General features: G+C 72.4%; 19 protein-coding genes. 5 read left to right on the top strand and 14 right to left on the bottom strand.

The features are described from left to right. Positions 1–91: 91 nt before the first annotated feature. From BH708_RS10865 to BH708_RS10890, 6 genes are all read right to left on the bottom strand, one after another. Entirely contained in the window at positions 92–1,489 is a 1,398-nt protein-coding gene (locus BH708_RS10865) for a bifunctional dTDP-4-dehydrorhamnose 3,5-epimerase family protein/NAD(P)-dependent oxidoreductase (RefSeq protein ID WP_076808633.1), read from the bottom strand. Between the two features lie 91 nt (positions 1,490–1,580). Further along, complete coding sequence (rfbB, locus tag BH708_RS10870; protein ID WP_076808635.1) at positions 1,581–2,582, bottom strand: dTDP-glucose 4,6-dehydratase; 1,002 nt, start codon at positions 2,580–2,582, stop codon at positions 1,581–1,583. 77 nt (positions 2,583–2,659) lie between these two features. After that, positions 2,660–3,544 (bottom strand): glucose-1-phosphate thymidylyltransferase RfbA, encoded by an 885-nt coding sequence (rfbA, locus tag BH708_RS10875; RefSeq protein WP_076808637.1) that lies wholly within the window; start codon positions 3,542–3,544, stop codon positions 2,660–2,662. Between the two features lie 277 nt (positions 3,545–3,821). Further along, complete coding sequence (locus BH708_RS10880) at positions 3,822–4,862, bottom strand: hypothetical protein (protein WP_076808640.1); 1,041 nt, start codon at positions 4,860–4,862, stop codon at positions 3,822–3,824. A 249-nt stretch (positions 4,863–5,111) separates the two neighbouring features. Continuing rightward, positions 5,112–5,957 (bottom strand): polysaccharide lyase family protein, encoded by an 846-nt coding sequence (locus BH708_RS10885; protein ID WP_076808642.1) that lies wholly within the window; start codon positions 5,955–5,957, stop codon positions 5,112–5,114. Between the two features lie 12 nt (positions 5,958–5,969). After that, on the bottom strand, positions 5,970–7,520 hold the full coding sequence (locus BH708_RS10890; protein ID WP_076808644.1) for an alkaline phosphatase: 1,551 nt from the start codon (positions 7,518–7,520) through the stop codon (positions 5,970–5,972). Positions 7,521–7,738: 218 nt separating this feature from the next. Between BH708_RS10890 and BH708_RS10895 the strand changes: the two genes are divergently transcribed. Then, complete coding sequence (locus tag BH708_RS10895; protein ID WP_076808646.1) at positions 7,739–8,950, top strand: adenosine deaminase; 1,212 nt, start codon at positions 7,739–7,741, stop codon at positions 8,948–8,950. A gap of 177 nt (positions 8,951–9,127) precedes the next feature. On the opposite strand, the gene BH708_RS20140 is transcribed toward BH708_RS10895, so the two are convergent. From BH708_RS20140 to BH708_RS10920, 5 genes are all read right to left on the bottom strand, one after another. Then, the gene (locus BH708_RS20140; protein ID WP_083713504.1) at positions 9,128–11,818 is read right to left on the bottom strand and encodes an AAA family ATPase; all 2,691 of its coding nucleotides are present in this window, start codon (positions 11,816–11,818) and stop codon (positions 9,128–9,130) included. A gap of 252 nt (positions 11,819–12,070) precedes the next feature. Further along, the gene (locus BH708_RS10905; protein WP_076808648.1) at positions 12,071–13,159 is read right to left on the bottom strand and encodes a HAMP domain-containing sensor histidine kinase; all 1,089 of its coding nucleotides are present in this window, start codon (positions 13,157–13,159) and stop codon (positions 12,071–12,073) included. Continuing rightward, positions 13,152–13,826, bottom strand: a complete 675-nt coding sequence (locus BH708_RS10910; RefSeq protein ID WP_076808650.1) for a response regulator transcription factor — start codon at positions 13,824–13,826, stop codon at positions 13,152–13,154. The genes BH708_RS10905 and BH708_RS10910 overlap by 8 nt, the downstream gene beginning before the upstream one ends. 49 nt (positions 13,827–13,875) lie before the next feature. Beyond that, on the bottom strand, positions 13,876–14,559 hold the full coding sequence (locus tag BH708_RS10915; protein WP_083713505.1) for a M15 family metallopeptidase: 684 nt from the start codon (positions 14,557–14,559) through the stop codon (positions 13,876–13,878). A 96-nt stretch (positions 14,560–14,655) separates the two neighbouring features. Beyond that, positions 14,656–15,630 (bottom strand): LacI family DNA-binding transcriptional regulator, encoded by a 975-nt coding sequence (locus BH708_RS10920; protein WP_076808651.1) that lies wholly within the window; start codon positions 15,628–15,630, stop codon positions 14,656–14,658. 152 nt (positions 15,631–15,782) lie between these two features. Here BH708_RS10920 and BH708_RS10925 point away from each other — a divergent pair, with 152 nt between their 5' ends. Genes BH708_RS10925 through BH708_RS10940 form a run of 4 tightly spaced genes read left to right on the top strand, consistent with a single transcriptional unit; the run spans position 15,783 to position 20,934 of the window. Then, a complete protein-coding gene (locus BH708_RS10925; RefSeq protein WP_076808653.1) occupies positions 15,783–17,750 on the top strand; it encodes a glycoside hydrolase family 127 protein in 1,968 nt (655 codons plus the stop codon). Further along, a complete protein-coding gene (locus BH708_RS10930; protein WP_157235886.1) occupies positions 17,726–19,072 on the top strand; it encodes an extracellular solute-binding protein in 1,347 nt (448 codons plus the stop codon). The genes BH708_RS10925 and BH708_RS10930 overlap by 25 nt, the downstream gene beginning before the upstream one ends. 9 nt (positions 19,073–19,081) lie before the next feature. Next, positions 19,082–20,080, top strand: coding sequence for a carbohydrate ABC transporter permease (locus BH708_RS10935; RefSeq protein WP_083713510.1), 999 nt, complete (start codon positions 19,082–19,084; stop codon positions 20,078–20,080). Continuing rightward, positions 20,080–20,934 (top strand): carbohydrate ABC transporter permease, encoded by an 855-nt coding sequence (locus tag BH708_RS10940; protein WP_076808654.1) that lies wholly within the window; start codon positions 20,080–20,082, stop codon positions 20,932–20,934. The genes BH708_RS10935 and BH708_RS10940 overlap by 1 nt, the downstream gene beginning before the upstream one ends. A 642-nt stretch (positions 20,935–21,576) precedes the next feature. Here BH708_RS10940 and BH708_RS10945 read toward each other — a convergent pair. Genes BH708_RS10945 through BH708_RS19825 form a run of 3 tightly spaced genes read right to left on the bottom strand, consistent with a single transcriptional unit; the run spans position 21,577 to position 26,041 of the window. Further along, positions 21,577–23,769, bottom strand: coding sequence for an acyltransferase family protein (locus tag BH708_RS10945; protein ID WP_253705308.1), 2,193 nt, complete (start codon positions 23,767–23,769; stop codon positions 21,577–21,579). A 59-nt stretch (positions 23,770–23,828) separates the two neighbouring features. Beyond that, positions 23,829–25,118, bottom strand: coding sequence for a glycosyltransferase family 4 protein (locus BH708_RS10950; RefSeq protein WP_076808656.1), 1,290 nt, complete (start codon positions 25,116–25,118; stop codon positions 23,829–23,831). Beyond that, positions 25,115–26,041, bottom strand: coding sequence for a PRC-barrel domain-containing protein (locus BH708_RS19825; protein ID WP_076808658.1), 927 nt, complete (start codon positions 26,039–26,041; stop codon positions 25,115–25,117). The genes BH708_RS10950 and BH708_RS19825 overlap by 4 nt, the downstream gene beginning before the upstream one ends. Positions 26,042–26,055: the final 14 nt, after the last annotated feature.

A 26,055-nucleotide genomic window follows, 5' to 3' on the forward strand; every position in this document is an offset into this window, starting at 1 on the left:
AGAAGTGCCCGTTCGGATAAGTCTTATCCTTACACATCACGGTGCGCTGAAGCCAGATAACAGCTATCCGTCGACGCGGCTCAGACGGACCTCACCCCGACAGCCACTCCCCCAGCGCCGCGAACTGCTCGCGCGGGGCGAAGCCGGTCCCGTGCAGCTTCGCCAGGTCCAGCGCCGAGCGGGCCGGGCGCGGGGCGATGCCGTCCTTGCCCTCGTAGTACGCCGCGGTGCTGACCGGGGCGACCCGGGCCGGGTCATGGCCGGCCCGGGCGAACACCTCGGCAGCGATGCGCGCCCAGCTGACCGGCTCACCCTCATTGGTCACGTTGTAGGTGCCAGGGACGGGCCGCACGGTGAGCAGGTGCTCGATCGCGGCGGCGAGGTCGTCGGTGAAGGTGAGCCGACCGATCTGGTCGTCGACCACTCTCGGGTCGATGCCGCGCTCGGCGAGCGAGGCCATGGTGGCCACGAAGTTCGCGCCCTCCCCGATCACCCAGGAGGTGCGCAGGATGTAGTGGTCATCGAGGGTGGCCACCAGCTGGTCGCCGGCCGCCTTGGTCTGCCCGTACACGCCCAGAGGGCTCGGCGGCTCGGCCTCGTCGTGCGGCGCGCGGGTGCCGTCGAAGACGTAGTCGCTGGAGATGTGCACGAGCGTGGCCCGGTGGGTGCGGGCGGCCTCGACCAGGCGGCCGACGCCGGTGACGTTCGCGGCCCACGCCTGACGACGGCCCGGCGCGGTCTCGGCGGCATCGACCGCCGTGTATGCGGCGGCGTTGACGATCACGGCATAGGGCGAGAAGTCGAAGGCTCCCACGGAGCCGGGGTCGGCGATGTCGAGCCGCTCGCGGGTGACGACGTCGACGTCGGCCCGCTCGGACCAGCGCGCCGCGAGCGCGCGGCCCAGCTGCCCGCCCCCGCCGACGACCAGGGTGCGCCGCGGAGGCACCGGGGTGACGTCCGCCAGGCGAGGATGGGCCCGGTCCTTGGCGGACAGCTCCGCCTGCTCCAGCGGGATCGGCCAGGGGATGGCCGCGGTCTCGTCGGCCAGGTTCAGGAACGTGTAGTGCGACTGGGCGGCCTCGGACCAGTGGTCGCTGACCAGATAGGTGTAGGCGGCGGGCGCCTCCAGGGTCTGGAAGGCGTTGCCGACGCCGCGGGGGACGAAGATCGCGATCTCGGGCGTGATCTCGTGCCAGAAGGCGGCACCGAACGTCGGGCCCTCGCGCAGGTCCACCCAGGCGCCGAACACGCGCCCGGTGGCCACCGAGATGTACTTGTCCCAGGGCTCGGCGTGGATGCCGCGGGTGACGCCGACGGCCTGGTTGTAGGAGATGTTGTTCTGGACCGGGGCGAAGTCCGGCACTCCGGCCGCGAGCAGCTTCTGCCGCTGCCAGTTCTCCTTGAACCATCCCCGGGCGTCCCCGGGCACGGGCAGGTCGATGACCAGCAGGCCCGGGATGTCGGTGGGGTGGACCAGGGGCTGGTTCATGGCCGTCCTCTCCCTGCGGTGCCGGACCCCGCCCGACGCTTTGCGAGTCCGGAGTGCGCTCTGCTCCCTGCGATGCCGGGGTGCGCGCCGCTCACTGCCCGACCCGGGCGTACTTCGCCTCCGTGGCGGCCTTCTGCGGGCGCCACCAGGACTCATGATCGCGGTACCAGTCGATCGTCGCACCCAGCCCCGCCCCGAAGTCGCGAAAGACGGGCTGCCAGCCCAGCTCGGTGCGCAGACGGGTCGCATCGATCGCGTAGCGCAGATCGTGGCCGGCCCGATCGGTGACGTGGTCGTAGTCGGTCGCCCCGCGGCCCATCATCGTCAGGATCAGCTCGACGACCTGCTGATTGGACCTCTCCCCGTCGGCCCCGATCAGGTACGTCTCCCCGATCGTCCCGCGATCCAGGATCGCGAGCACGGCGCTGGAGTGGTCATCGACATGGATCCAGTCGCGCACGTTCTGCCCCGCCCCGTACAGCCGGGGCCGGATCCCGTCGATCAGGTTGGTGATCTGGCGGGGGATGAACTTCTCCACGTGCTGGCGCGGCCCGTAGTTGTTCGAGCAGTTCGAGATCGTGGCCTGCACGCCGAAGGAGCGCACCCAGGCGCGCACCAGCAGATCCGAGCCCGCCTTGGTCGCCGAGTACGGGCTGGAGGGGTTGTACGGCGTGGCCTCGGTGAAGCGCACCGGGTCATCCAGCGGCAGGTCGCCGTAGACCTCGTCGGTCGAGATGTGGTGGAAGCGCGTGCCGTGCTTGCGGGCGGCCTCCAGCAGCGTGAACGTGCCGACGAGGTTGGCCTGCAGGAACGGGGTCGGGTCGTGCAGCGAGTTGTCGTTGTGGGACTCGGCGGCGAAGTGGATCACCGCGTCGGCCTCGGCGACCAGCGGATCCACCATGGCGGCATCGGCGACGTCCGCGACCACGAGCTGCACGCGGTCCTCGAGCAGGCCCTTCAGGGAGGTGCCGTTGCCGGCGTAGGTGAGCTTGTCCAGCACGGTGACGGTGTCGTCGGTATGGGTCAGGACGTGGTGGACGAAGTTGGAGCCGATGAAGCCGGCTCCACCGGTGACCAGGAGATGTCGGGACATCGGGGGCTCCTTCACGGGCGGGGCGCGGCGGTGCCGCGCAGGAGTGAGGACGCGGCGATGATGCCGCGCGGGGCGGGTCAGACGGGCCGGTCCGCGCGTTCGCGGTCCAGGACGTCCAGCAGGTAGCGGCCGTAGCCGGATTTCACCAACGGGTCGGCGCGGTCGCGGAGCTCGTCGTCGTCGAGGAAGCCCATCCGCCAGGCGACCTCCTCGGGCGCCCCGATGGACAGCCCCTGGCGTTCCTGGACGGTGCGGATGAAGTCGCCGGCGGCGGCGAGATCGGCGAAGGTGCCGGTGTCCAGCCAGGCGCTGCCGCGGTTGAGCACCTCGACGTGCAGCATGCCGTCCGCGAGGTAGGAGCGGTTCAGATCGGTGATCTCCAGCTCGCCCCGGGCAGAGGGCTGCAGCGCCTTCGCCCGCTCGACGACGGTGGCGTCGTAGAAGTAGAGCCCGGGCACGGCGAGATTCGAGCGGGGCCGGGCCGGCTTCTCCTCCAGTGAGAGGGCGACGCCGTCCTCGCCCATCTCGACCACGCCGTAGGCGCTGGGATCCTTCACCCAGTACCCGAACACGGCCGCACCCTCCTTCTCGCGGAAGCGGCGCAGCTGGGTGCCCATGCCGTGGCCGTAGAAGAGGTTGTCCCCCAGCACCAGCGCGGCATGCTGACCGTCCAGGAAGTCCTCCCCGAGCACGAAGGCCTGGGCGAGGCCATCAGGGCTGGGCTGGGCGACGTACTCCAGCCGGACGCCGAATCGCTGCCCGTCCCCCAGGACCCGCTGGAAGGCAGCCTGGTCCTCCGGGGCGGTGATGATGAGGATCTCGCGGATCCCGGCGAGCAAGAGGGTGCTCAGCGGGTAGTAGATCATCGGCTTGTCGTAGACAGGCATGAGCTGCTTCGAGACGCCGATGGTCAAGGGATGCAGTCGCGAGCCCGTGCCGCCCGCCAGGATGATGCCACGCATGCACCCCAGTATGTCTTGTATGTCCGTTTTGCACCATAGTGTACGCACGCGATGTCGCGACATGTGCTGCGCGAGTCCTCGGGAACGGGCGAAGAGCATCCACCGGCGCTCCGCCAGCAGGCAGCCCCCGTACGAGCGGTGGTTGCTGGCACAGCGCCGGTGGATGCGGTGAGTCGAGGCCGGCTCGACTCGCCGTGCGCTCGACACGCACCGGACCGTCCCGTGGCGGGGTCACCCGGCGGTGTCCGCGCGGGGCCGGTCGCGGCCCGTCGCGGGGTCAGTCGGCGGTGTCGTCGGAGATCTCGAAGCGCAGCAGCGCTGCCACGGCGTCCTGGACCGGCTCCTCGATCACGCCGACCTGGGCGTCGATCCGAGCACTGGCGGCGACCAGCGAGGCCTCGTCGGTCGTGTGCCGCTCGCTCTCGAGCAGCAGCGTCTCCACCGCACCGCGCTCGATCGCCCGCCGGACGCCACCGACGCCCTCGGTGGCCAGACCGTGGGCACGACCGTGCTCGAAGCGCTCGGTCAGCTCCCGGGTGCGCTGTGCGCCGACCTCGGTGGCGACCTCTCGCAGGGCGTCGGCCAGGGCCTGCTCGGCCCCGTCGTCGTCGGTCCCTCCGGCCTCGACCTCGGTGGCGATCTCCGACAGCGCCACCGGCAGCTCGTCCCGCAGGGCCGTGCGGCCCTGGACCTCGCCGGCCAGGACCAGAAGATCCGGGGACCAGCGATCGGCGACCGTCGCCAGGTGCTCGACGACGCCGCGGGCGTTCTGCTTCACGGCCTCGTCGGCCCGGCGCTGGATCTGATTGTGGGACAGAGCGCCCTGGCGGGGCTTGTGCACCGACTCGTCGGAGGCGGCGGTGACCTCCTGCTCGTCCTGCTCGTCGAGCGCGTGCTGAGCGGCGACGACGAGCTGTCGGACCACGGCGCCCTGCTGGTCGGCGATCGCGACCAGCATCCGCACCGAGAGGGAGCGCTCGCGCAGGTAGGGGCCGAGCTGGGCCTCCTGCTCGACATGGGCCGCATCTCCGGCGCCGAGGGCGGCGTCCCACGGGGCGTCCAGCAGCAGGCCGGACGCGCCCGCGACGAGCACGCGACCGTCGGTCATCACCTCTCCGACCTCCTCGACCAGGATCGCGTCCTCCAGCGCGGTGAGCTGGGCCTCGTCCGCCCCGGCGTCGGTGAGACGGCGACGCAGCTCCTCCCAGCGCAGCCGGACCTGCTGGGCGGCGTCCTCCGCCGGGGAACGGCCCTCGAGGTACACGGTCGCGAACGGACCGTCGGCATCGGCGATCGTGCGGATGTCGTTCAGGGGCATCGTTGTTCTCGTCATGTCACGAGGGCATCACATCTCTACAAGTGCGCCAAGCCCTGGCGTCGGTTGAGCGCAGCGCTGAACGCGATCGGCCGGTGACGCGTCGCCGTGGACCGTCGTCGTACCGCCGAGCGCACCGGGGCCCGATGCTCTCACCAGCGACGGAGCGCATCTCGAGTGCTGCAGGATCCATCCGGCGACCGCACACCGCGAGGATCGCTCGGCCAACCGGTCGGTCGTCGGCTGCGCGGGTCAGGACCGAGCGAACAGCCCCACCGCGTCCCAGGCCACCCAGCCACCCTCGGCCAGCTCCAGCTCGAGGACGTTCTCCCCGGCATGCAGCAGCCCAGCGGGGACGACGTGCTCGTGGAAGGACCGTCGCAGCGTGGAGCCGGGCACCGTCGCGTCCCCTTCCCGGGATCCTCTCGTGGCTCCCTCGGGCAGCTCGATGTCGACCACGTGCTCCTCGTTCGCGCTGACCCGCAGGATCCCGCCGAGGCGGGTGGTGTCCACGAGCCAGACCGCGAGATCGTGGTCCGCCGAGGGTGCCTCGTCCAGCGTCAGCGTCCAGCGAGCGCGATAGGCCGTCCTACCCGCCCACGCATCGCCCGGGCCCGGCAGCAGGTAGGGCCAGGCCGTGCCCGGGTCGTCGACGCCCTGGTCGTATTCGATCAGCGCGTCCGGGAACTGCTCGGGGATGTTCGCGTATCCGCTGGGGGCGTGGAGGAATTCCAGGGTGCGACCGTCGAAGGCGCCGATCGCGGCGACCTCGTCACCGGTGGCGATCACCGACGGCTGCGAGGCGGCGGTCACCGGGGCGCTCGGTCTCCCGCGCCGGCCGGCGTCGGAGACGGCGAGGACGACGTAGGTCCACGTCTCCCCCGCCGGATCGAGATCGGAGTGGACGAAGCGGGGATAGACCGTCTTGGCCAGGAGCTCGGACTCGTTCCTCCCGTCGGGCGCGGACTCGCCGCGGACGGCATAGATCCGGTAGTGGTCGATCAGCGGGTCCCAGCCCAGCGGCTGCCAGGTCAGGGTGATCGAGGCGAGGGCGGGTTCGGCGTCCAGGCCGGTCACGGCCTGCGGGCGGGGGCTCATGCGGGGCTCCTGTCAGACCTGGATCAGGCCGGGGTCGTCGACCGCGGTGGTGTAGCGGACCGAAAGCTGCTTCGGGGCGGTGTCGTCGGCCTCGACCCAGTCCACGACGTGGAAGCTGGAGACCATCTCCTCCGGGCTCAGACGCACGTGCAGGTAGCCGCGTCGGCCGTCGTAATGCCTCACGTACTCATGGCGCAGCCAGTCCTCGGTGTACTCGTCGTCCTTCGCGCCGTCGCCGTCGGAGGCCACCGAGGTGCACACCAGCTCGACCCCGATCGTGGCGGCGTCGGGGTCCTCGTAGTCCGCGCGCACCTCCGCCGCGACGTGCTTATGGATGTCGCCGGAGAGCACGACGGGATTGGACGCCGTGCCCAACGCCTCCAGGAGGCGCCGGCGGGCGGCCGGATAGCCGTCCCACATGTCCACCCGGTCATCGCTCACCGCAGCGAGGACCACGCCGCTGGCCAGGAGGTTCCAGGTGGTCGGCGAGCTCTCGAGCCGCCGGCTGATCCACGCCTCCTGCTCCGCGCCGAGCATCGTGCGCTGCTCGTCCTGCCGGTCCGCCTCGTCCACCGGCTCCGGGTCGCGGAACTGCCGGGTGTCCAGCAGGGAGAACCGTGCCAGGGAGCCGACGTCGAAGCCGGTGGTGATGTCGGTGTCCGGCCCGTCGGGGAGGGCCTCGACGTCCAGCGGCATGTTCTCGTAGAAGGCACGATAGGCGACCGCGATGCGGTGGGCGAACAGGTCCTCGGGGATGCCGGTGCTGGATCCGGTGCCGGAGTAGTCGTTCTGCACCTCGTGGTCGTCCCAGACGGCGACCGCCGGCACCCGGGCATGCACCGCCTGCAGATGGGGATCGGTCTTGAACAGGGAGTAGCGCAGGCGGTACTGCTCGAGCGTCTCGGTCTCGACGGTGTGCGCGGCCGTGACCTCGGCGCCCTGGCGCCACAGGTTCGACTCCGTGATGCCGTACTCGTAGATGTAGTCGCCCGCGAAGACGACCAGGTCCAGCTCCTCTTCCGCGGCCAGGTGACGGTGGGCGGTGAAGTTCCCGTGGTACCAGGCCTGGCAGGAGACCACTCCGAACGCGAAGGATTCGACCTCGGCGCCGTCGGCGGGCAGGGTGCGGAAACGGCCGACGGGGCTGGTCTGCGGACCCACCAGGAAGCGGTAGAAGTACTCGGTGGCCGGCTCCAGGCCCTCCACCCGCGGGTGGACGGCATGGGCGAGCTCCGGCTGGGCGAGCGCCTGGCCGTGCCGGAGGATCTGCGAGAACTCGACGTCGGTGGCGACCTGCCACCGCACGCCGACCGGGTGCGGGTCGATGCCGCCGTGGCCGTCCTCGGCCAGAGGCTCCGAGGCCAGGCGGGTCCAAAGCACCGCCCCGTCCGGTCGCGGGGCACCGCTGGCGATGCCGAGGGCGAAGAGGTCCTCCGCCTTCTGGGGAGGGTCGGCGACCGCGTCCGGGGCGTTGATGCCCAGGGCGATCACGGCGGCGGAGGCGCCGCCGGCCTGGAGCAAGCGGCGACGGCTGAGGGCGGGCGGGGCGGCGGATGCCGGCATGGAGGAGCTCCCGGGGACGGAGGGGTGATCATCGGCGACCGTAGCCAGTCCTGGTAGCGCTCACGTGAACTTCCGCAGAATCGTCGGGGCCGGCGTGATCGGTGCGGCGTGATGGGCAGCCGCCGCTTCCCACCGGACGGAGCCCGCCTCGCGGCGGTATGGGGGCGGCCGCGGGCCGAGTGAGGCACGCTTCCACCGCCACGCCGTATCCTGCCCGGATGCACCACCTCACCCCCGCGCTCGTGCGCTCCCTGCCCAAGGTCGCCCTGCACGACCATCTCGACGGCGGGCTGCGCCCGGGCACCGTGCTCGAGCTGTGCGCCGAGCTCGGCATCGCGCCGCCCCCGATCGCGCCGGCCCGGGAGGCCGACGGCTCCCTCGACGTGCCCGGCGGCGCCATGGTCCCCACCTCACAGGACGTGGCCGACTGGTTCCACGCCGCGGCCGACTCCGGCTCCCTGCCGTCCTACCTCTCCACCTTCGAGCGCACCCTGGCCCTGATGCAGACCGCTCCCGCGCTGCGCCGCATCGCCCGTGAGTTCGTCGAGGACATGGCGGCCGACGGGGTGGTCTACGCCGAGACCCGCTGGGCACCGCACCAGCACACGGAGGGCGGGCTCGGCCTCGAGGAGGCCGTCCAGGCCGTCCAGGACGGGCTCGACGAGGGCGCGGCCGACGCACGACGGGCCGGGACGCGGATCGTGGTCGGCCAGCTGCTGGCCTACCTGCGCCAGAACGACCCCACCGAGGACCTCGTCGACCTCGCCATCGCGCGGCGCGAGGACGGAGTGGTGGGGCTGGATCTCGCCGGGCCGGAGGCAGGGTTCCCGGCCTCCCGGTTCCGCTCGCAGTTCGAGCGAGCACGGCGCCACGGGGTCCACGTGACGATCCACGCCGGGGAGGCCGACGGGCCCGCCTCGATCGCGGATGCCCTGGACTGCGGGGCCGAGCGGATCGGGCACGGGGTGCGGCTGCTCGAGGACGTCGACGAGGCTGCGGACGTCCGGCACACCGGCCGGTCGGATGGCGCCGTCGGCGTCCCGGACACTGCGGGAGCGCACGTGCCGTCGGGCCCCACCGCGAGCTTCCGACCCCTCGCTGCGCGCGTGCACCGCGAGCAGATCTGCCTCGAGGTGTGCCCGAGCTCGAACCTGCAGACCGGTGCCGCCCAGGACCTCGCGACCCACGCCGCTGGGGCCCTGCACCGCCATGGGTTCGCCGTCGCGCTGAGCAGCGACAATCGCCTGATGAGTCGCACCTGCACCTCGCGGGAGATGACGTTGGTCGCCGACGCCTTCGACTGGGGCCTCGCGGATCTCGAGCAGGTGGTGCTCACCGGGCTCGACGCCGGTTTCGCCCCGGCCGAGGCGCGGGCGGCGCTGCGGGAGGAGGTCGTGCTCCCCGCGTTCCGCGCGGCGCGGGAGGGCTGACCCGGCAGCGGGCGGGCAGGCGGGCAGGCAGGGCGACCCGCCCGTCAACGGGCGGCGGGCAGGGTGAGCCGCCCGTCAGCGGGCCGACGCCGCCCCAGCCCGCCGACTTCTGCACAACTGTTGCCAAGACGCCAGGTGGCACCGACTTCGCAGAACTCGACCAGGAGGGCGATGACCTCACGCCCGAGCGGTGCGCAGCGACCTCCGCTCCCACGCCTCGCCGAGGTCGGTCCCGATCGGCCCGGCCTGCACCACGGCCAAGGTCGCCGTCGCGCGGGTGAGGGCGACGTAGAGCGTGGCCAGGCCCGACTCCTGGACGATGCGGTCCGGGGCGTGGACCAGCACGTGGTCGAACTCCAGCCCCTTGGCCGCCTCCGGGGCGAGGACCACCAGGTGGGCCCGCAGATCCTCGGGCGAGGCCTGGATCCCCGCAGCCTCGAGCACCCCGAGCATCTGCGGCACGTCGGGGGTGAGCAGCGCGCAGCGGTCGGTGCCCCGTTCGGCCCGAGCCCACGCCATGACCTGCTCCTCCTCGTCGGCCACCCTGCCGGCCACCCCACCGGCACTCTCGTCGGCCACCCTGCCGGCCACCCCACCGGCACTCTCGTCGGACACTCCGTCGGGCACTCTGTCGGCACCCTCGTCGGTCACCCTGTCGGCACCCTCGTCGGCCACCCCGTCGGCATCCTTGTCGGGCACTCCGTCGGCACCCCCGTCGGCCACCCCATCAGCCACGCCGTCGGCGATCACCGGGCGATGTCCGGTGGCGCGCACGGCGTCCAGGCGCCGCGCACCGGGACGCAGTTCCCGGAGCAAGGGCTCGACCGCTTCGACGAGCTCGCGCGGGGAGCGGTAGCAGATGCTCAGCTCCTCCAGGCGCGGCGTGGTGCGCAGCTCGGCGAGGCGCTCGGCCCAGGTGGTGCTCGCGAGGTCGGCGGAGGTCTGGGCGATGTCGCCGACCACAGTCATGGACTTCACGGGGCAGCGCCGGGCGAGCATCCGCCACTGCATGGGCGTGAGCTCCTGGGCCTCGTCGACGATCACGTGCCCGTACACCCAGGTGCGGTCGGCGAGCGCACGGGTGGCGAGGTCGCGGGTGTCGGCCTCGGCGGAGCGTTCGGCGAGCTCGTCGGCGGAGACCAGCCCGGCGAGGTCCGGGGTCGAGGCGATCACCCGTCGAGCATGGTCGACACGTCGGCGCCGGGCGGTCTCGGCGGCCGCCGTCTCGTCGGCGTCCTCCTCCCCGAGCAGCTCGGCGGCCTCGTCCAGCAACGGCACATGGGCCACGGTCCAGGGTTCCTCCGCCGTGGCGGCCAGGAGCTCGCGCTCGGCGGCATCGAGCTGCGGTGCGGTCCGTTCGTCGAGGCCCTCGCGCAGCATCCAGGTGATGGCCCGCTCCGCGGTCAGCTGCGGCCACAGCTCATCGAGCGCCTCGCGCACGGCCTCGTCGGCGGCCAGCTCGGCGCGCAGCTGCGCTTCGGTGAGCGCCTCCTCGCCGGCGCGATCCTCCTCGTCCTGGCGCGGGCCGACGGCGTCGGGGTTGCGGTCCAGGGCGGCGTCCAGGCGTCCGACCTCCGCCTCGAAGCCGGTCTCGACGTCGGCGAGCAGGGTCGCGTCGGCCTCGGCGACCAGGGCGGTGAGCTCACCGAGGAGCACCTCGACGAAGACCTCACGCGCGTCGTTGTGGTGCTCGTGCTGCTTCTGCGCCCGGTCGGTGGCGCGCTCGATCGTCTCCCGCGGGATCAGCACCTCGTCGCCGTCCCAGACCAGGGTGCGGCCCTGAGGGGAGCTCGCCCCCTGGAGGGAGGTGAGGAAGGCGCCGACGGTCTCGGCCATGGCGGCATCGCCCAGCAGGCGGGCCACCTCGGGTGCGGCGGGGCCGACGTCGTCCAGTCCCGGCAGCAGGGAGGCGATGGTGCCGGTGACGACGTTGGTCTCGCCGAGGGCGGGCAGCACATCACCGATGTAGTGCAGGAAGCGGGCCGACGGGCCGATGACCAGCACGCCGCGGCGCAGCACCTCCGGTGCGCTGTACAGCAGGTAGGCGGCGCGGTGGAGGGCGACGACGGTCTTGCCGGTGCCGGGGGCTCCCTGGACGACCAGCACGCCCGAGCGCGGGGCGCGCACGATCGCATCCTGCTCGGCCTGCAACGTGGCCACGGCCTCGTGCATGCGCCCGTCGCGCGAGCGGCTCAGCGCGCGCAGCAGCGCGCCCTCGCCCGCGACGCCCTCGGCCTGTGCGGCGTCGTCGGCACCGCCGAGGAGGTCGTCGTCGACGTGGACGACGGTGCGGTCCTCGATCGTGAGGTGCCGGCGGCGGCGCAGACCCTGCGGAGCACGGGCGGTGGCGGTGTAGAACGGTTCGGCGGCGGGGGCGCGCCAGTCGATGACCAGACGCTGATCGCCGTCGCGGATCCCGACGGGGCCGATGTGCAGCTGCATGCCGTTCTCGCGGTCCAGGCGCCCGAAGATCGCCGCGTGCTCGGCGTGCTGCAGGGCCGTGCGCCGTGCGCCGAGTCGGCGCACCTCGGCATCGCGCTCGTTCAGGGCGACGCCGTCGTGAGCGGGCCGGGCCAGGGCGTCGTCCTGGCGCTCGAGCAGCTGGGTGAGCTCCGCGTCCAGGCGGGCGTAGGCACGGTCGACGTGGTGCTGCTCGGCGGCACGAGGGTCAGCGGTGGGGCGATCGGTGGGACGGTCAGTGGGCTCGTCGGCGCGCTGGTCGGTGGGTCGGTCGGTAGGTCGATCGGTGCGCTCGTCGGTGGGCTCGTCGGTGGGCTGGTCGGTGGGCTGATGGACGGAGCCGGGCTGCCCGGCAGCGGGCTGGTCTGCGTTCTGGGGCGTGCGGTCGGGCTGGCCGGTTTCGGGCATGCAGGGGCTCCGTCTCTGCGCGTGCGGGCGCGCGGGATGTCTCTGCGCGTGCTGGCGCGCGGGATCGACCGGGGTTCTGGAGGGAGAGCGAAGGAGCTTAAGCCCCGTCGGCCCCGAACACAAGGCTCCGGCGCGGACCGCCGAGATCCGCGCCCCGGAACCCGCCACCGTCCCCGCCGGGCCCGTCGGCCGAGAACGTCCCGACACGACCGCCGTCAGCCCCGCCGCGGAGGCCGGGCACCGGCGGGGTGCTCAGCCCGTCCGCGGCAGGTGCACCGTGGCGAGCAGGCCGCCTGCGGTGCGCGGCCTGAGGTCGAGCGTCCCGTCGTGGGCGGTCACGATGCTGCGCACGATCGCGAGCCCCAGGCCGGCTCCGACGTGGTCACCGCGGTGCTCACGGAGGCGGTCGGTGCCGCGGCGGAAGGGCTCGGCCAGGGTCCGCACGAGCGCCGGGGAGATCACCGCCCCGGTGTTCTCGACCTCGAGGATGCTGTCCCTCGGACCGCTGCTGAGGCGCACGGCCACCCATCCGCCGGCCCCGCTGTTGTGGACGATCGCGTTCTGGATCAGGTTCTCGACCAGGCGCGACAGGAGAGCGGGCGAGCCGGCCACCTTCCCGGGCACGCCCGTCACCTCGAGGGTGATGCCGCGGCGCTCCGCCATCTCGAGCAGCTGCTCGGCCGCCTCCTCGGCAAGCAGCGAGAGGTCGACGGCCTCGGGGTCGAAGGAGCGGTTCTCGGCGCGACTGAGCAGGAGCAGCGCCTCGGTCACCGCGATCGCCCGGGCGTTGACCGCGTGCAGGCGCTCGACCAGTTCGCGATCCGTCCCGTGCGGGTCGGATCGGGCCACCTCCAGGAGGGCCTGGGAGGTCGCCAGGGGCGTCCGCAGCTCGTGGGAGGCGTTCGCGGCGAAGCGTCGTTGCTGGGCGACGTGGTCCTCGAGCCGTTCGAGCATGACGTCGAAGGTGTCGGCGACCTCCCGGAACTCGTCCTGCGGGCCCGGCATCCGCACGCGGTGGGAGAGCGACCCGTCGGCCGCCGCCCGGGCCGCCTCCCCGATCCGCTCGAGCGGGACCAGCATGCGGCCGGCCAGGAACCAGCCTCCCACCAGACCGAACACGAGCAGGAAGACCATGGCGGCCCCCGCGGGCGGGGCGAAGGCACGCATCAGGTCCGAGCGGTTGGGGACGAAGCCGTCCCGGGTGGTGATCGCCGAATCCGGCACGTACCGCAGCAGGAACACCCACACCACCGCCAGCAGCAGGGCGCCTGCCAGCATCAGGAACAGCGCATAGCTCAGGGCCAGACGGGTGCGGACGCTCGGCCCGGGGGGCCTAGTCATGGGCGTCCCCCGCGTCGATCCGGTATCCGACGCCGGGCACGGTGAGGATCAGCCACGGCTCCCCGAGCCGCCGGCGCAGCGCCGAGACCGTGATGCGCACGGCGTTGGTGAAGGGGTCGGCGTTCTCGTCCCACGCCCTGGCCAGCAGGTCCTCCGCGCTGACGACTCCGCCCTCGGCCGCCACCAGCACCTCGAGCACGGCGAACTGCTTCCGGGTGAGCGCCACGTAGCGGTCCTCGCGGAAGACCTCGCGGCGGAACGGATCCACCCGCAGCCCGGCGAACTCGCGCACCGGGGGCCGGTACCGCGGCCGGCGTCGGTCGAGCGCCCGCAGGCGCAGCGCCAGCTCGCGCAGCTCGAAGGGCTTGGTGAGGTAGTCATCGGCCCCGAGCTGGAAGCCCGACTCCTTGTCGTCGAGCCGGTCAGCGGCGGTGAGCATGAGGATCGCGGTGCCGGACCCGCCGGCGATGATGCGCCGCGCCACCTCGTCGCCCGAGGGCCCGGGGATGTCCCGGTCCAGCACGGCGACGTCGTAGTCGTTGAGGGCGAGGAGCTCGAGGGCGGTGTCCCCGTCCTCGGCCACGTCGGCGGCGATCGCCTCCAGCCGCAGCCCGTCGCGCACGGCCTCGGCCAGGTAGGTCTCGTCCTCCACGATCAGCACCCGCATGGGCCGAGCCTATGATCCGGGGCGGCCCGGTGCCGGTTGCGACGCCGGCTCACGAGGACAGCCTGGGATCCTCGGTGGGATCGGCGTACGGCACCGGACACCCCTGATCGGGGGTGCCGGACCGCAGCTCGTAGTGCCAGGGCTCGTTCGCATAGGTCCGGCAGAGTCCGTACTCCTGGCCGTGCTGGGCGAGCCAGGAGGTGGCGTCGGTCGGACCGAGATCGATCGCGTCGCCCGTGACGTGCGAGGAGGTCTCCGCCGTGGCGACCCACCGAGCCGCCTCCTCGCGCGAGCCGTGCTCATCGATCGCGTCCTCGAGCAGGCTCTGCTGGTAGTCGGCAGAACGCCACCCGCTGTTGACCTGGAACGTCACCCCGTCGTCCGCGGCGTCGGCGGCCGCGGCGCGTAGGGCGCCGAGCAGGTCCGCGTCGAGGTTCCCGACCGCGGGCAGTTCGTCGTCGAAGACCGTGACGATCTCGTCGGACGGCAGCAGACCGTCGTCCTCATCGAGGCCGGTTCCCGGGAGCAGCTCGACCACCGACGGGACCACCGGGGCGCCCGGCGACACGGCCGCTCGGACGGCGAAGCCGAAGGCCAGCAGGGACGCCACCAGGAGAGCGAGCACCGCGAGGGTGCCCAGGGCACGGGCGGGACGCGCGCGGCGACCGGAACGACGAGGGCCGACGGAACGGGACGCGTGGTGTGCGGGGGCGAGGGTGCGGTGTGATCTCATGCCTCCACTCAAGACAGCGGGACGTTGCGAGGGCGTATCCGACAACGCATACGCTCGCGATATGCGGCCCGACGGGTCGGCGGGCCGGCCATCGCCTCACAGGCTCGAGCCGCGCACCTCCAGCCGGGGAGGGAGCTCCTGGCGACGGGGAGGGTCTGCTTCGCCCTCGACGAGGTCGAGCAGGGTGCTCCCGGCGAGGCGGCCGAGCTCGGTGAGCCCCATGTCCACGGTGGTCAGCGGTGGGCGCGAGGCCAGGGCCATCACGTCCCAGTTGTCGAAGCCGGTGACTCGCACCTGCCCGGGCACGTCGACGCCCTGCTCGCGGAGCCGGTCGGTGACCCCACGGGCGATCTGGTCGGATCCGCACACGAAGGCGTCGGCGTCGGGGTGGGAGGTCAGCAGCATGTCCACGGCGTGGCGCCCCCACTCCTCGGACCAGTGACCGAACAGGGGCGCGGTGATCAGGGATCGCCCGAGCGCGTCCTGGACGGCGAGCGCCCGCTCAGAGGCCGAGTGGTGCCGCTGCGGGCCGGTGACGTGGACGATCCGCCGGGACCCCATGGCCTGCAGGTGCTCGGCCGCCATCACCGCCCCGGCGCTCTCGTCGACCACGACGGAATGATCCGTCGGATCGACCGAGGGCGAGAGCGCGTAGACGGTGGGGATCGCCAGGCCGATCGAGGGGCGGGGGTCTGTGGTGCGTCCGGTGATGATGAGCCCGTCGACCCGCCTGTCCTGCAGGGACCGCAGGTAGTGACGTTCGCGCAGGACGTCGTCGCGGGTGTCGCACAGGATGATCGCCATCCTCCCCGCGGCGAGCGCGTCCTCGACGCCGCGCAGGAGCGGGATGGTGAAGCGCCCGAAGCTGTCGGTGGTCAGCAGGCCCACGGTGTAGGTGCGGGGATCGGCCTGACCGCGTCCGGTGCGCCCGGGGACGAACCCGAGTCTCGCGGCGGCCTCCTTCACCCGGGTCCTGGTGTCCTCGCGCAGCTGACCGGTGTCGTTGAGCGCCTTCGAGGCGGTGCTCACGGACACTCCGGCGAGTTCGGCGACATCCGCGATGCGGGGCATCGGCGTCGGCGTGTGGGGCACATGTCCTCCTGGCGTCGTCCGGGCGCCGTGCCCGGGGCGGGGGGTTGTCGCACGACGGCGACCGTGCCATTATCGACACAGAAACTTCGTTTCCGCACTTTCCGCAATGAAGCACTCCTGTGAGGACCTCCATGACCACGGCTCCGACCGCGCTCGCCGCCCCCGCGATCCCCACCGCTCACGCGAGCGCCGCCCGCCGCCCACTCGCTCCCGGCGACGCCCGGATCACCGGCGGCTTCTGGCACATCCGTCAGCAGCGCAACCGGGCCGACGCCCTGCGGGCGGGATACGAGCAGCTCGAGGACTCCGGCACGCTGCGCAATTTCCGCATCGTCGGCGGGACGGAGTCGGGCGAGGCCTCCGGCATGATCTTCCAGGACTCCGACGCCTACAAGTGGCTCGAGGCCGTCGCCTTGGAGCTGGGGCGCGAGGAGGACCCCGACCTCCGCGCCATGGCCCGTGAGGCCACGGCGATGATCGCGGCCGCGCAGCAGAGCGACGGCTACCTCAACAGCGTGCACACCCTGCGCCACGCCCCCGAGGACCGCTACTCCTCCATGGCCTGGGACCACGAGCTGTACTGCTACGGCCATCTCATCCAGGCGGCGGTCGCCCTGTCCCGCAGCGCCGGTGACGACGAGCTGCTCGCCGTCGCGCTGCGGATCGTCGAGCATCTGCGCACCGTCTTCGGGCCCGCGGCACGCCACTCCACCTGCGGCCATCCCGTGATCGAGATGGCGCTGATCGAGCTGTACCGCCTCACCGGCCGCGACGAGATCCTCGACCTGGCCCGGTTCCTCCTCGACGTCCGCGGCGGCGAGGAGCGCTTCCCCGGCGCCGCGCCGGGGCCGGAGTACTTCTCCGCCGGCGTGCCGGTGCGCGAGGCCCGCTCCGTCGAGGGCCATGCGGTCCGCGCCCTGTACCTCTTCGCCGGTGCGACCGACCAGGCGATCGAGGACGGTGACGTCGATCTGCTGGCCCGAGCCGAGTCGGTGTTCGCGGACCTGATGGCCACCAAGACCTACGTCACCGGCGGCATGGGTGCCCGCTGGGACTGGGAGGCGTTCGGCGACCCCTTCGAGATGACCACCGACCGCGGCTACGCCGAGACCTGCGCCGCCATCGGCGCGATCCAGTGGGCCTGGCGTCTGCTGCTGGCCACCGGCAAGGCGCAGTACGCCGAGGCGATCGAGCGTCTCCTGTTCAACGCCTTCCTGCCCGGCGTCTCCCTGGCCGGCACCGAGTTCTTCTACGTCAACTCCCTGCAGCTGCGCGAGGGTGCCACAGCCGACCAGGGCCGTTCGATCGCCCACGGCCGACGTGCCTGGTTCGACTGCGCCTGCTGCCCGCCGAACATCATGCGCACCGTCGCGAGCCTCGACCACCTCGCCGCCACCGCCACCCCCGACGGCCTGCAGCTCCATCAGTACGCCACCGGCACGTGGTCCGCCGGCGAGGGGCCCGGCCGACTGCGCGTGTCGGTGACGACCGAGTACCCCGCCGACGGTCTGGTGCGGATCACCGTCGAGGAGGCCCCCGCGGAGGTGCGCGCCCTCACGCTGCGGATCCCCGCCTGGTCGCGCGAGGGCGCGCAGCTCACCCACCGCGGCACCGAGGTGCCGCTCCCGTCGGCCGGCGCCGGCACCCCGGGCCCCACCAGTGCCGAGATCCGCACGACCTTCCAGGCCGGCGACGTGATCGAGCTGCGCCTGGACCTCGCCGCGCGCTTCGTCGGCACCCACCACCGCCTCGACGCCTCCCGCGGCGCCGTCGCCCTCGAGCGCGGCCCCCTCGTCTACGCGATCGAGAACGAGGACCAGGACGGCGCGGCCTCGGTCGACGACGCGGCCGTGGACCCGGGCGTGGACCCGGTACCCGGCGCGCCGGTCCCCGCCCTCGACGGCGCGGTGCCGCTGGCCGTCTCCGGCAGTGCGGTCACCGTCTCACCCGCGGCGGCGGCGTGGCCCTACCCCGTCCACGGCAGCGTCGACGCCGAGGTGACCCGCACCCCCGCCACCTGGTCGGCGATCCCGTACTACGCCTGGGCCAACCGCTCCGTCGGCCCCATGCGAGTGTGGCTGCCCCTCGAGGCCGACTGATGCTCTCGCGGCGCCGTCTCCTGACCGGCGGGCTCACGCTCGGCGCGGCCGGCGCGGGTCTGAGCGCCCTCGCCGCCTGCGCGGGCACGCTCCCGCCCGTCGACACCACCGCCGACGGATTCGGGCAGGACGCGACCGGGACGGTGACCGCCTGGTGCCGCTCTGCGACGCAGACGGGTGTCCAGGCGGCCGCCGCGTCGTTCAACGAGCAGCACGAGGACCTGGAGGTGCAGGTTCTGCCCATCCCGGACGCCCAGTACGTCACCAAGCTCGCCACCTCGATCCGCGGCGGCTCCGTCCCGGACCTCGTCGACGTCGACCTCATCAACTGCCCGCTGTTCTACGTGCGCGACGCCTTCGCCGACCTCACCGATCTGGTGGCGGCGCTGCCCTTCCGCGATGCGCTCTCCGCCGGCCACATGGGTCTGCTCACGCACGAGGACCGGATCTACGGCACCCCGTTCCTGGGGGACTACTCGACGCTCTTCGCGAACACGGATCTGCTGGGCAGGGCCGGGTTCGAGCTGGCCGAGGTCTCCGGGAGCCTGGAGTCGCTGATGGCGACGTGCCAGTCGTTGAAGACCGCCCTGCCGGACGTCCGTCCGTGGGCGTTCCCCGGCAACGCCTCCGGGGCGATGGGCTTCACGATCCAGCCGATGATCTGGGCGGCGGGCACCGACCTGATCTCCGGGGACCTCGGGGACCAATCGGGCAACGTCCTCGGCAACGACGTCGTCGAGGCGGTCCTGGAGTTCCACCGCCAGCTCTGGGTCGACGAGCTGGTCCCCCGGCGCACCTACGTCGCCGACGGCGCCCAGTGGGGCAACGCCTACCGCTCCGGGGAGGTCGTCTTCCTCCCGTCCGCCTACGGTCCCGCCGTGGCGGAGGCCGACGAGTCCTTCCGCCCCCTCTCCCAGAACGTGCTCGTGCCCGGACCGGACGGAGGGAAGGCCACGTTCTCCGGCGGGGACAACATGTGCATCCTCAACGGCGCCGCGAACGCCTCCGGCGCCTGGCAGTTCATGCGCTACACCCTGGAGCTCGAGGTCCAGCGCTCCCTGCCGGCCAGCGGATACATGCCGATCCGGTCCGACAGCGCCGATGCCGATTTCTCCGCGAGGTACGAGCAGGCGACCGTGCCGGTCAGGCAGCTCGACGAGGGCTATGTACCCTCGTCCCTCGCCTACAACCTGCTCTACAACCAGTCCTCCAGCCCGTGGCTGGCGATGATCCGCCGCGCCGTGTTCGACGGCGATACCCCCGGCGCTCTGGCCGAGGCCCAGTCCGAGTACGACCGCATCCTCACCCAGACCCAGCTCTAGGAGCCCGCCATGACCGCACTCGAGGACGAGTCGCTGCCGGGGCCCGCCGGAGTCGATCCCTCGACCGGACGGACCGCGTCCGGACGCTCCCGTCGACCCCGTCGTTCCCCACGTTCCCGTCGTTCCCGTAGACCCCGCTCCCTGACCCATCGCCCCGCGACCGGGATGCTGCTGGTCGCCCCTGCGATCGCCCTCGTCGCGTTCTTCGCCCTGATCCCGCTGGGGTTCGCGGTCTACATCTCCTTCACGAACTGGCCCCTGATCGGGGAGTACCGCTTCATCGGGCTGGAGAACTACCGGCAGGCGCTGCAGGACCCCGGCATGTGGAAGGCGCTGCGCTACACGCTGATCTACACCGGCATCGTCACCGTCCCCATCCTGCTGCTGGGCTACGGTCTGGCCGTGCTCGTGCGCGCCAACCGCCGGGGTTCGACGTTCCTGCGCACAGTCTTCTTCCTCCCCTTCGTCGTCGGCCTGACCACCCTGAGCTACATGCTGGTGCTCGAGGCCCAGCCCGACTCCGGCGCGATCAACCGGATCCTCGAGGCGCTCGGGATCACCGACGGGAGCACCGCCTGGCTGCTGGACGGCGTGCTGGGGACGATCCTGCTGTCGCTCCTGGTGATCTGGGCGGTGCCGGGCCTGACCATGATCCTGCTGCTGTCGGCGATGCAGGGCGTCCCGGCGGAGGTCTACGAGGCCGCTGACATCGACGGGGCGGGCTGGCTGCGCCGCGAGCTGTCGATCACGGTCCCGATCATCCGTCCCGCGATCGCGATGTCGCTGATCATCTCCGTGATCGGCTCGTTCCTGGCCTTCAACCAGTTCTTCATCCTCACCAAGGGTGGCCCGGGCACGGACACCACCACCATCGTCGGCCACATCTACAACCGGGCGTTCGTCGAGCTCCAGCTCGGATCCGCGACCGCGATCTCCTTGATCCTCGTCGTCTTCACCGCACTGATCACCGCCGTCCAGTTCGTCCTGCTGAGAGGGAGTGACACGTGATGAGCAGCTCTCGTCCGGCCACCAAGGACCGCCGTCGAGTCCCCTACGTGATCCTCGGCGCGGTGTTCGCGCTGATCTTCACCATCCCCCTGCTGTGGTCGATCCTGCGGGCCTTCCAGCCCCATGAGGTGATTCTCGGGACCCCGGACCTCGCGGAGACGTTCACCCTGACGTGGGACAACTTCTCCTTCTTCCTGTCCCCGGAGGGCGCGATGCTGCGGCCCATCCTCAACAGCATCATCGTCTCGCTGTCCACCGCGGTCCTGACCGCGGTGGTGGCGACGCTCGCCGGGTACGGGTTCTCGAAGTTCGGCTTCCGCGGCTCCCGGGTGGCGTTCAGCCTCATCCTGCTGTCGATGATGGTGCCGTTCCAGGCGATCCTCACGCCGCTGTACCTCCTGATGAACTCCGTGGGACTGACGGACTCCCTGCTCGGGCTGACGCTCTTCTCCACGAACTTCGCCCTGCCGTTCGGCATCTTCCTCATGAAGAACACCTTCGACACGGTGCCGCAGGCCCTGGAGGACTCCGCGATCATCGACGGAGCCGGGACCGCCCGCATGCTGACCAGCGTGCTGCGGCCCCTGCTGCTGCCCGGCATCGCCAGCGCTGCGCTCTACGCGTTCCTGACCTCGTGGACCGAATTCCTGGGGGCGCTGACCTTCCTGACCACGGAGAAGTACTTCACCCTCCCCATCGCCCTGCTGAACATCCAGGTCGGCACGTACGGGGAGGTCGATTTCGGGCAGCTGGTGGCCGGTGCGGTGATCGCGATGATCCCCTGCATCGTCCTCTACGTCAGCCTGCAGCGGTTCTACGTGCAAGGGCTCGCCGCCGGCGCCGTCAAGGGCTGAGGCTCCCGCCCCCGGGCCGGCAGGGGCCGCGCCGTCCACCCCGCCAGCCCCCACTGCCGCCGGCATCCGCTGGGCCCTGCCGGCGACGGGGCCAGTCGGCGGCCCGGCCCCGCCGACGACGGGGACCGCCGGCGGCCGGGCCCTGCCGGCGACGGAGCCTTGCGGCGGGCGGTGCCCGCTGGTGCCTTCCCCTGTCGGCGGCCCTCCCCCGTCGGTGCCTTCCCCTGTCGGTCCCCGGCGCCCCCTCCGGCGACCACCCCCTCCGGAGACCGGACCCACTGGCGACTTCTGCGTTCACGTGCCATCCCGGCCACGTGGCAACAACTTCGCAGAGCTCGCCCGACCCTCACCAGCAATCACCGGCCAGCTCTCCGTCAACGACCCCCGCCCGGCGACCGACCCCGCCAGCACCCATCCCACCAGCGACTTCTACGTTCACGTGCCATCCCGGCCACGTGGCAACAACTACGCAGAACTCGATGGGTGGGATGGGGGGTGGGATGGGGAGGGGTGGGATGGGTGCGATGGGTGGGATGGGGAAGGCGGGGTCCGAGGGGTGGGATGGGGAGGATCTCGTGGGCGGGGAGAGCCGGGTGGGAGGGGTGAGAAGGGTGGGCAACCGCGGAGCTCTGCCCGGCAGTCCTATCCCAGCGACGCCTCGATCTCCTCCCCCAGCGGCTCGGCCATCAGCCGGCTGAAGTGGGTGGTGAGGTGGTGGCCGTCGCGGTAGACCAGGACGTTGCCGATGATGGGCGGGCACATCGTCTCGTTGCAGAGGTACGCGGTCAGGTCCACGTAGCGCGCCCCGGTCGCCTCGGCCGCCGCCTGTTCCGCCTCGGTCACGGCGGGGTCGAAGGCCTCGGCGCGGGAGACGGCGCACTGGGCGGTGTCCTCGAGGTTCTTCGACAGGCACACGGCGGAGGTCTCACCCTGGTCGGGGACGTCGGCGAGCACGTCCACCACGGGGCCGTCGGCCCCCTGATCGCCGTCAGACCCGCCGCCCGACCCGTCGACCCCCTCATCGCCGTCAGACCCGCCGCCCGACCCGTCGACCCCCTCATCGCCGTCAGACCCGTCGGCCGACCCGTCGGCCCCGGAACCATCGCTCCCCGACCCCTCGATGCCCTCGATCGTGGACTCCAGCCCCTCCTGCCAGCGCGTGGCGAAGTCACCGCCGCCCTCGAGCTCGGGGCGCTCGGCGCCGTAGTTCGCCAGCAGCACCAGGTCGGGCTGCTCGTCGTGGATGCGATCGATCACGCCCTGGCGCCAGGTGTCGCAGGAAGTGTACGGAACGCCCTCCAGCAGCAGGGGCACGTCGGTGCTGGGGCAGGAGCTCTTGGTGTTGGTGTCCAGGCGGATCTCGCCCTGCTCGGCGAGCTCGGCGAGCGCCGGGTACCAGCTGGCCGCGTGGGAGTCGCCGAACAGGAACACCAGCGGGGCGCTCTCGTTCTCCCCCACCCGGCAGCCGCTGGAGTCGGTACTGTCCTGCGAGCGGTGGCAGTCGCTGGCGTAGATGGAGGGGTTGTCCGCCTCGGCCTCCTCCAGCGGCGGGGTGAGGTTCTCCGGGACGAAGCCGGTGCCCGGGGGATCCTTCTGCAGCTGCGTCTCCTCCCCCGCCGTCTGGTTCGTGGCGGTCTCGCCCCGTGCGGAGGTCAGGTAGTAGCTGCCGCCGGCGGTCGCGATCAGCGCCGCGGAGGTGGCCAGGGCTGCCGCACCGGTCCACAGCTGGGACCGCTTGCGCAGGGTGGGCCAGGCGATGACGGGCCGCTCGACGACGCGGAACAGCAGCCAGGCCAGCGGGATCGCCACCGCCCCGAGTGCCAGGCGCAGCCACAGCGGCAGCGGGTCGGCCTCGCCGACGGCGACCTGCGGGATCACCTGCAGCGGCCAGTGCACCAGGTACAGCGAGTAGGAGATCGCGCCGACGAACTGGAAGGGGCGCAGCCCGAGGACCCGGTTCGCGTTGACCTGACCGGGCGCAGCACCGCCGATGATCAGCAGCACCGTGGCCAGCACCGGCAGGGCAGCGGTGTAGCCGGGGAAGGGTGTGGTCTCGGTGTACACCAGGCCCACCACCAGCAGCAGCGCGAGGCCCACCCAGGACAGCGCCCCGGTCCCGGCCGCCTGCAGCCAGCGGGCACCGGAGCGCATCAGGAAGGCCACCAGCGCGCCGGCGCCCAGCTCCCAGGCGCGCGTCGGCAGGGAGAAGAACACCCAGGGCTGGGAGACGCTCATCAGCGCCACGCACGCCGCGAAGGAGACCGCCATCAGCACGGCCGAGAGGACCAGCAGACGCCGCTCGCTGCGCCGACTCAGCCAGAATCCGACGGCGAGGATCGCGGGCCAGAAGAGGTAGAACTGCTCCTCGACGCCGAGGGACCAGTAGTGCTGGAACACCGAGGGGCTGGTCTCGGCCAGGTAGTTGGTGCCCTCCACGGCGAACAGCATGTTCGGCACGTACAGCGCCGCGGCCACCGCGCCCTTGGCGACCTCGTTCATCAGCAGCGGCGGCATCCAGATCCAGGCCGCCAGCACGGTCAGGATGCCCACCACCAGGGAGGCCGGCAGGATGCGTCGGGCGCGCTTGGCGTAGAAGCTGCCGAAGGAGATCCGCCCGTCGCGCTCGAGCGATTCGAGCAGGTGGGTGGTGATCAGGAACCCGGAGATGACGAAGAAGACGTCGACGCCGACGAACCCGCCGGAGAGCCAGGAGACCCCGGAGTGGTAGAGCACGACGAACAGGACCGCGATCGCGCGCAGTCCCTGCACGTCCGGGCGGAAACCGGACTTCCTGGCCGCGGGGGCGGCAGGGGTCTTCTCGCCGACGGCGGTCACGGGGTCTCCTTCCCGTCGATCGGGGCGATCCTATGGTGCCCGGACGCTCCTGTCGTGCATCAGTCCGGGGCGGCCACGTCCGCCAGGATCTCCAGGTAGCGGCGCGCCAGGACGTCGTCGTCCGCATGCTCCCCGACCCAGGTGCGACCGCTGGCGCGCACCCCGGCCCGGGGGCGGTCGGCGGCCAGCTCCCGCCACAGCGTCGTCAGCGCCTCGATGTCGCCCGGGGGCAGCACGTCGCCGGCGCCCGCGGCGCGGACCACGTCGGCCGCCTCCCCGTCCAGCAGCGCCGTGATGTGGCGTCCGGTGGCGAGCATCTCGTACAGCTTGGAGGGGACGGTCCACTGGAACGGCGCCCAGTCGCGCAGCGAGACCACGACGGTGTCGGCCCAGCGGTACTGGGCGCCGACCTCGCGATGCGGGATGCGCGGCAGCACCTCCACGGGTGCTCCGAGCTCCTCGGCGAGCGCCGCCAGGGCAGGCGCCTCGATCCCGTGACCGATCATCCGCACCTGCAGGTCGATCCCCTCCTCGTGCAGCCTCGCGGCCGCCCGCACGACGATGTCCAGACCCTGCGAGCGGCCCATGTTGCCCAGGTAGAGGCAGCGCAGGGCGCGATGGTGGTCCGCGAGATGGTCGCGCTGAGGGGTGACCTGCGCCAGATCGGTGCCGTTGCGGACCACCTCGACGGGGGAGACTCCGCGCTCCTCGAGCACGTCCGCGAAACGGTCGGTGGTGGTGACCACGGCCTGCGCGCCGCTCTGCCAGCTGGTGACCTGCTCGTGCACCTGCCCCTTGGCCAGCGCCACCGCCCAGCGCAGGCTGCGGCGCATCGCTCCGGGCTGGGGGGCGTGGACCTCCTCGGCGGGCAGGGCGCCGGCGGGGCCGACGTGCGTGACCAGATCCGGCCAGGCATCGCGCATCTCCACCACCAGGGGGACGCCCCACAGGGCCGCGAGGGTGCGGCCCACCAGGAGCGTGGGGATCGCGGGGGCGGTGGCGACCACGACGTCGGGTCGGGTGCCGGGACGGCTGAAGCGCCGCCGCAGCCGACGCAGGGCGTCCAGCGCCGAGACCAGGTGATCGGCGGTGCGGGAGGTGATGTCGGCGCGGTGCGGGAGGTAGGCGGTGCGCACCACGGTCTCCCCGTGACGTCCGCGCTCGACGGCGCCGACGGGGTGCGCCCGGTACTGCTCGCGGGTGGGGCGTCCGCCGGGATAGTGCGGCACAGGGGTCGCGACGGTCACGCGGTGCCCGGCGGCGAGGAAGCGCTCGACCAGTGCCGACCAGCGGCGCTGCGGCGCCCCGAACTCCGGGGCGTAGTAGTGGGTCAGCAGCAGGATCCTCATCCGGCGGCGGCCTCCTCCGGGCCGGCGGCCCGGGACGCCTCCTCCGGGTCGACGGCACCGGCAGCGTCCTCGAGGCCCACGGCGCGGGCGGCCTCCCGCAACGTGCGCGGGGACGCGTGGAGCGTGTCCGGTGGTCGCAGGCCTGCGCGGGCGGACGCGGCGTCCACGAAGAGCCACATCGCCTGCGGGTGGGCGGGATCGGCGTCGCGATCGGTCGCGGCCCGCCGGTGCTGCCGGTCGGCCGTCCGACGGACGGTGGCGCGGCGGTCGGCACCGTCGGAGCGGCCGGCACCCTCGGAGCGGCCGGCCCCCTCGGAGCGGCCGGCACCCTCGGAGTCGTCCCGGGACCCGTGGGAGGTCGTGTCGGGCAGCTGCACGGCGGCGCCGTCGGCATCGGGCCCGAGGTAGGACGCCTCGTCCTGGTCGACCCCCTCGCGCCCTGAGCCGTCGCCCCCTGTCCCCTTGCGCCCTGCGCCGTCGCCGCCCGCGCTGTCACCCCCGTGGCGCGCGGCCGTGACCTGCGCCTCGGCCCGACGATCGGGGTCGGGTTCGTCCGGCTCCGTGTGCTGCGCGGGGAGGACGGCGATCGCCGCGGTGGGGATCAGCACGCTGCGAGAGCTGAGCTGGCGGCGCACGACCGTGATCGCGGCGAGCTCGCCGGTGGCATCGTGCAGATAGACGTCGCGCACGCGCCCCACCTGCGCCCCGTCGCTGCCCAGCACGGTCACGCCGGCCAGAGCCTGGAGGCGTCTGCGACGGGCCAGGCGTGCGGCGTCGGACGACCCCGGGCCCGAAGCCCCGCACTCCACACCGGTCGATGCCGTCGATCCCGCACCGAGCTGCGACGCCGGACCCGCGGAGGCGGCGCAACCGTCTCCCTCGGGGTGCTCAGCGGGGGCCTCGCCCCCCGACGTCTGGGTCACGCGGACCTGCTCCT

Origin of the sequence: Brachybacterium sp. P6-10-X1 (assembly GCF_001969445.1) — a bacterium.
In the GTDB taxonomy this organism is placed as follows: Bacteria; Actinomycetota; Actinomycetes; order Actinomycetales; family Dermabacteraceae; genus Brachybacterium.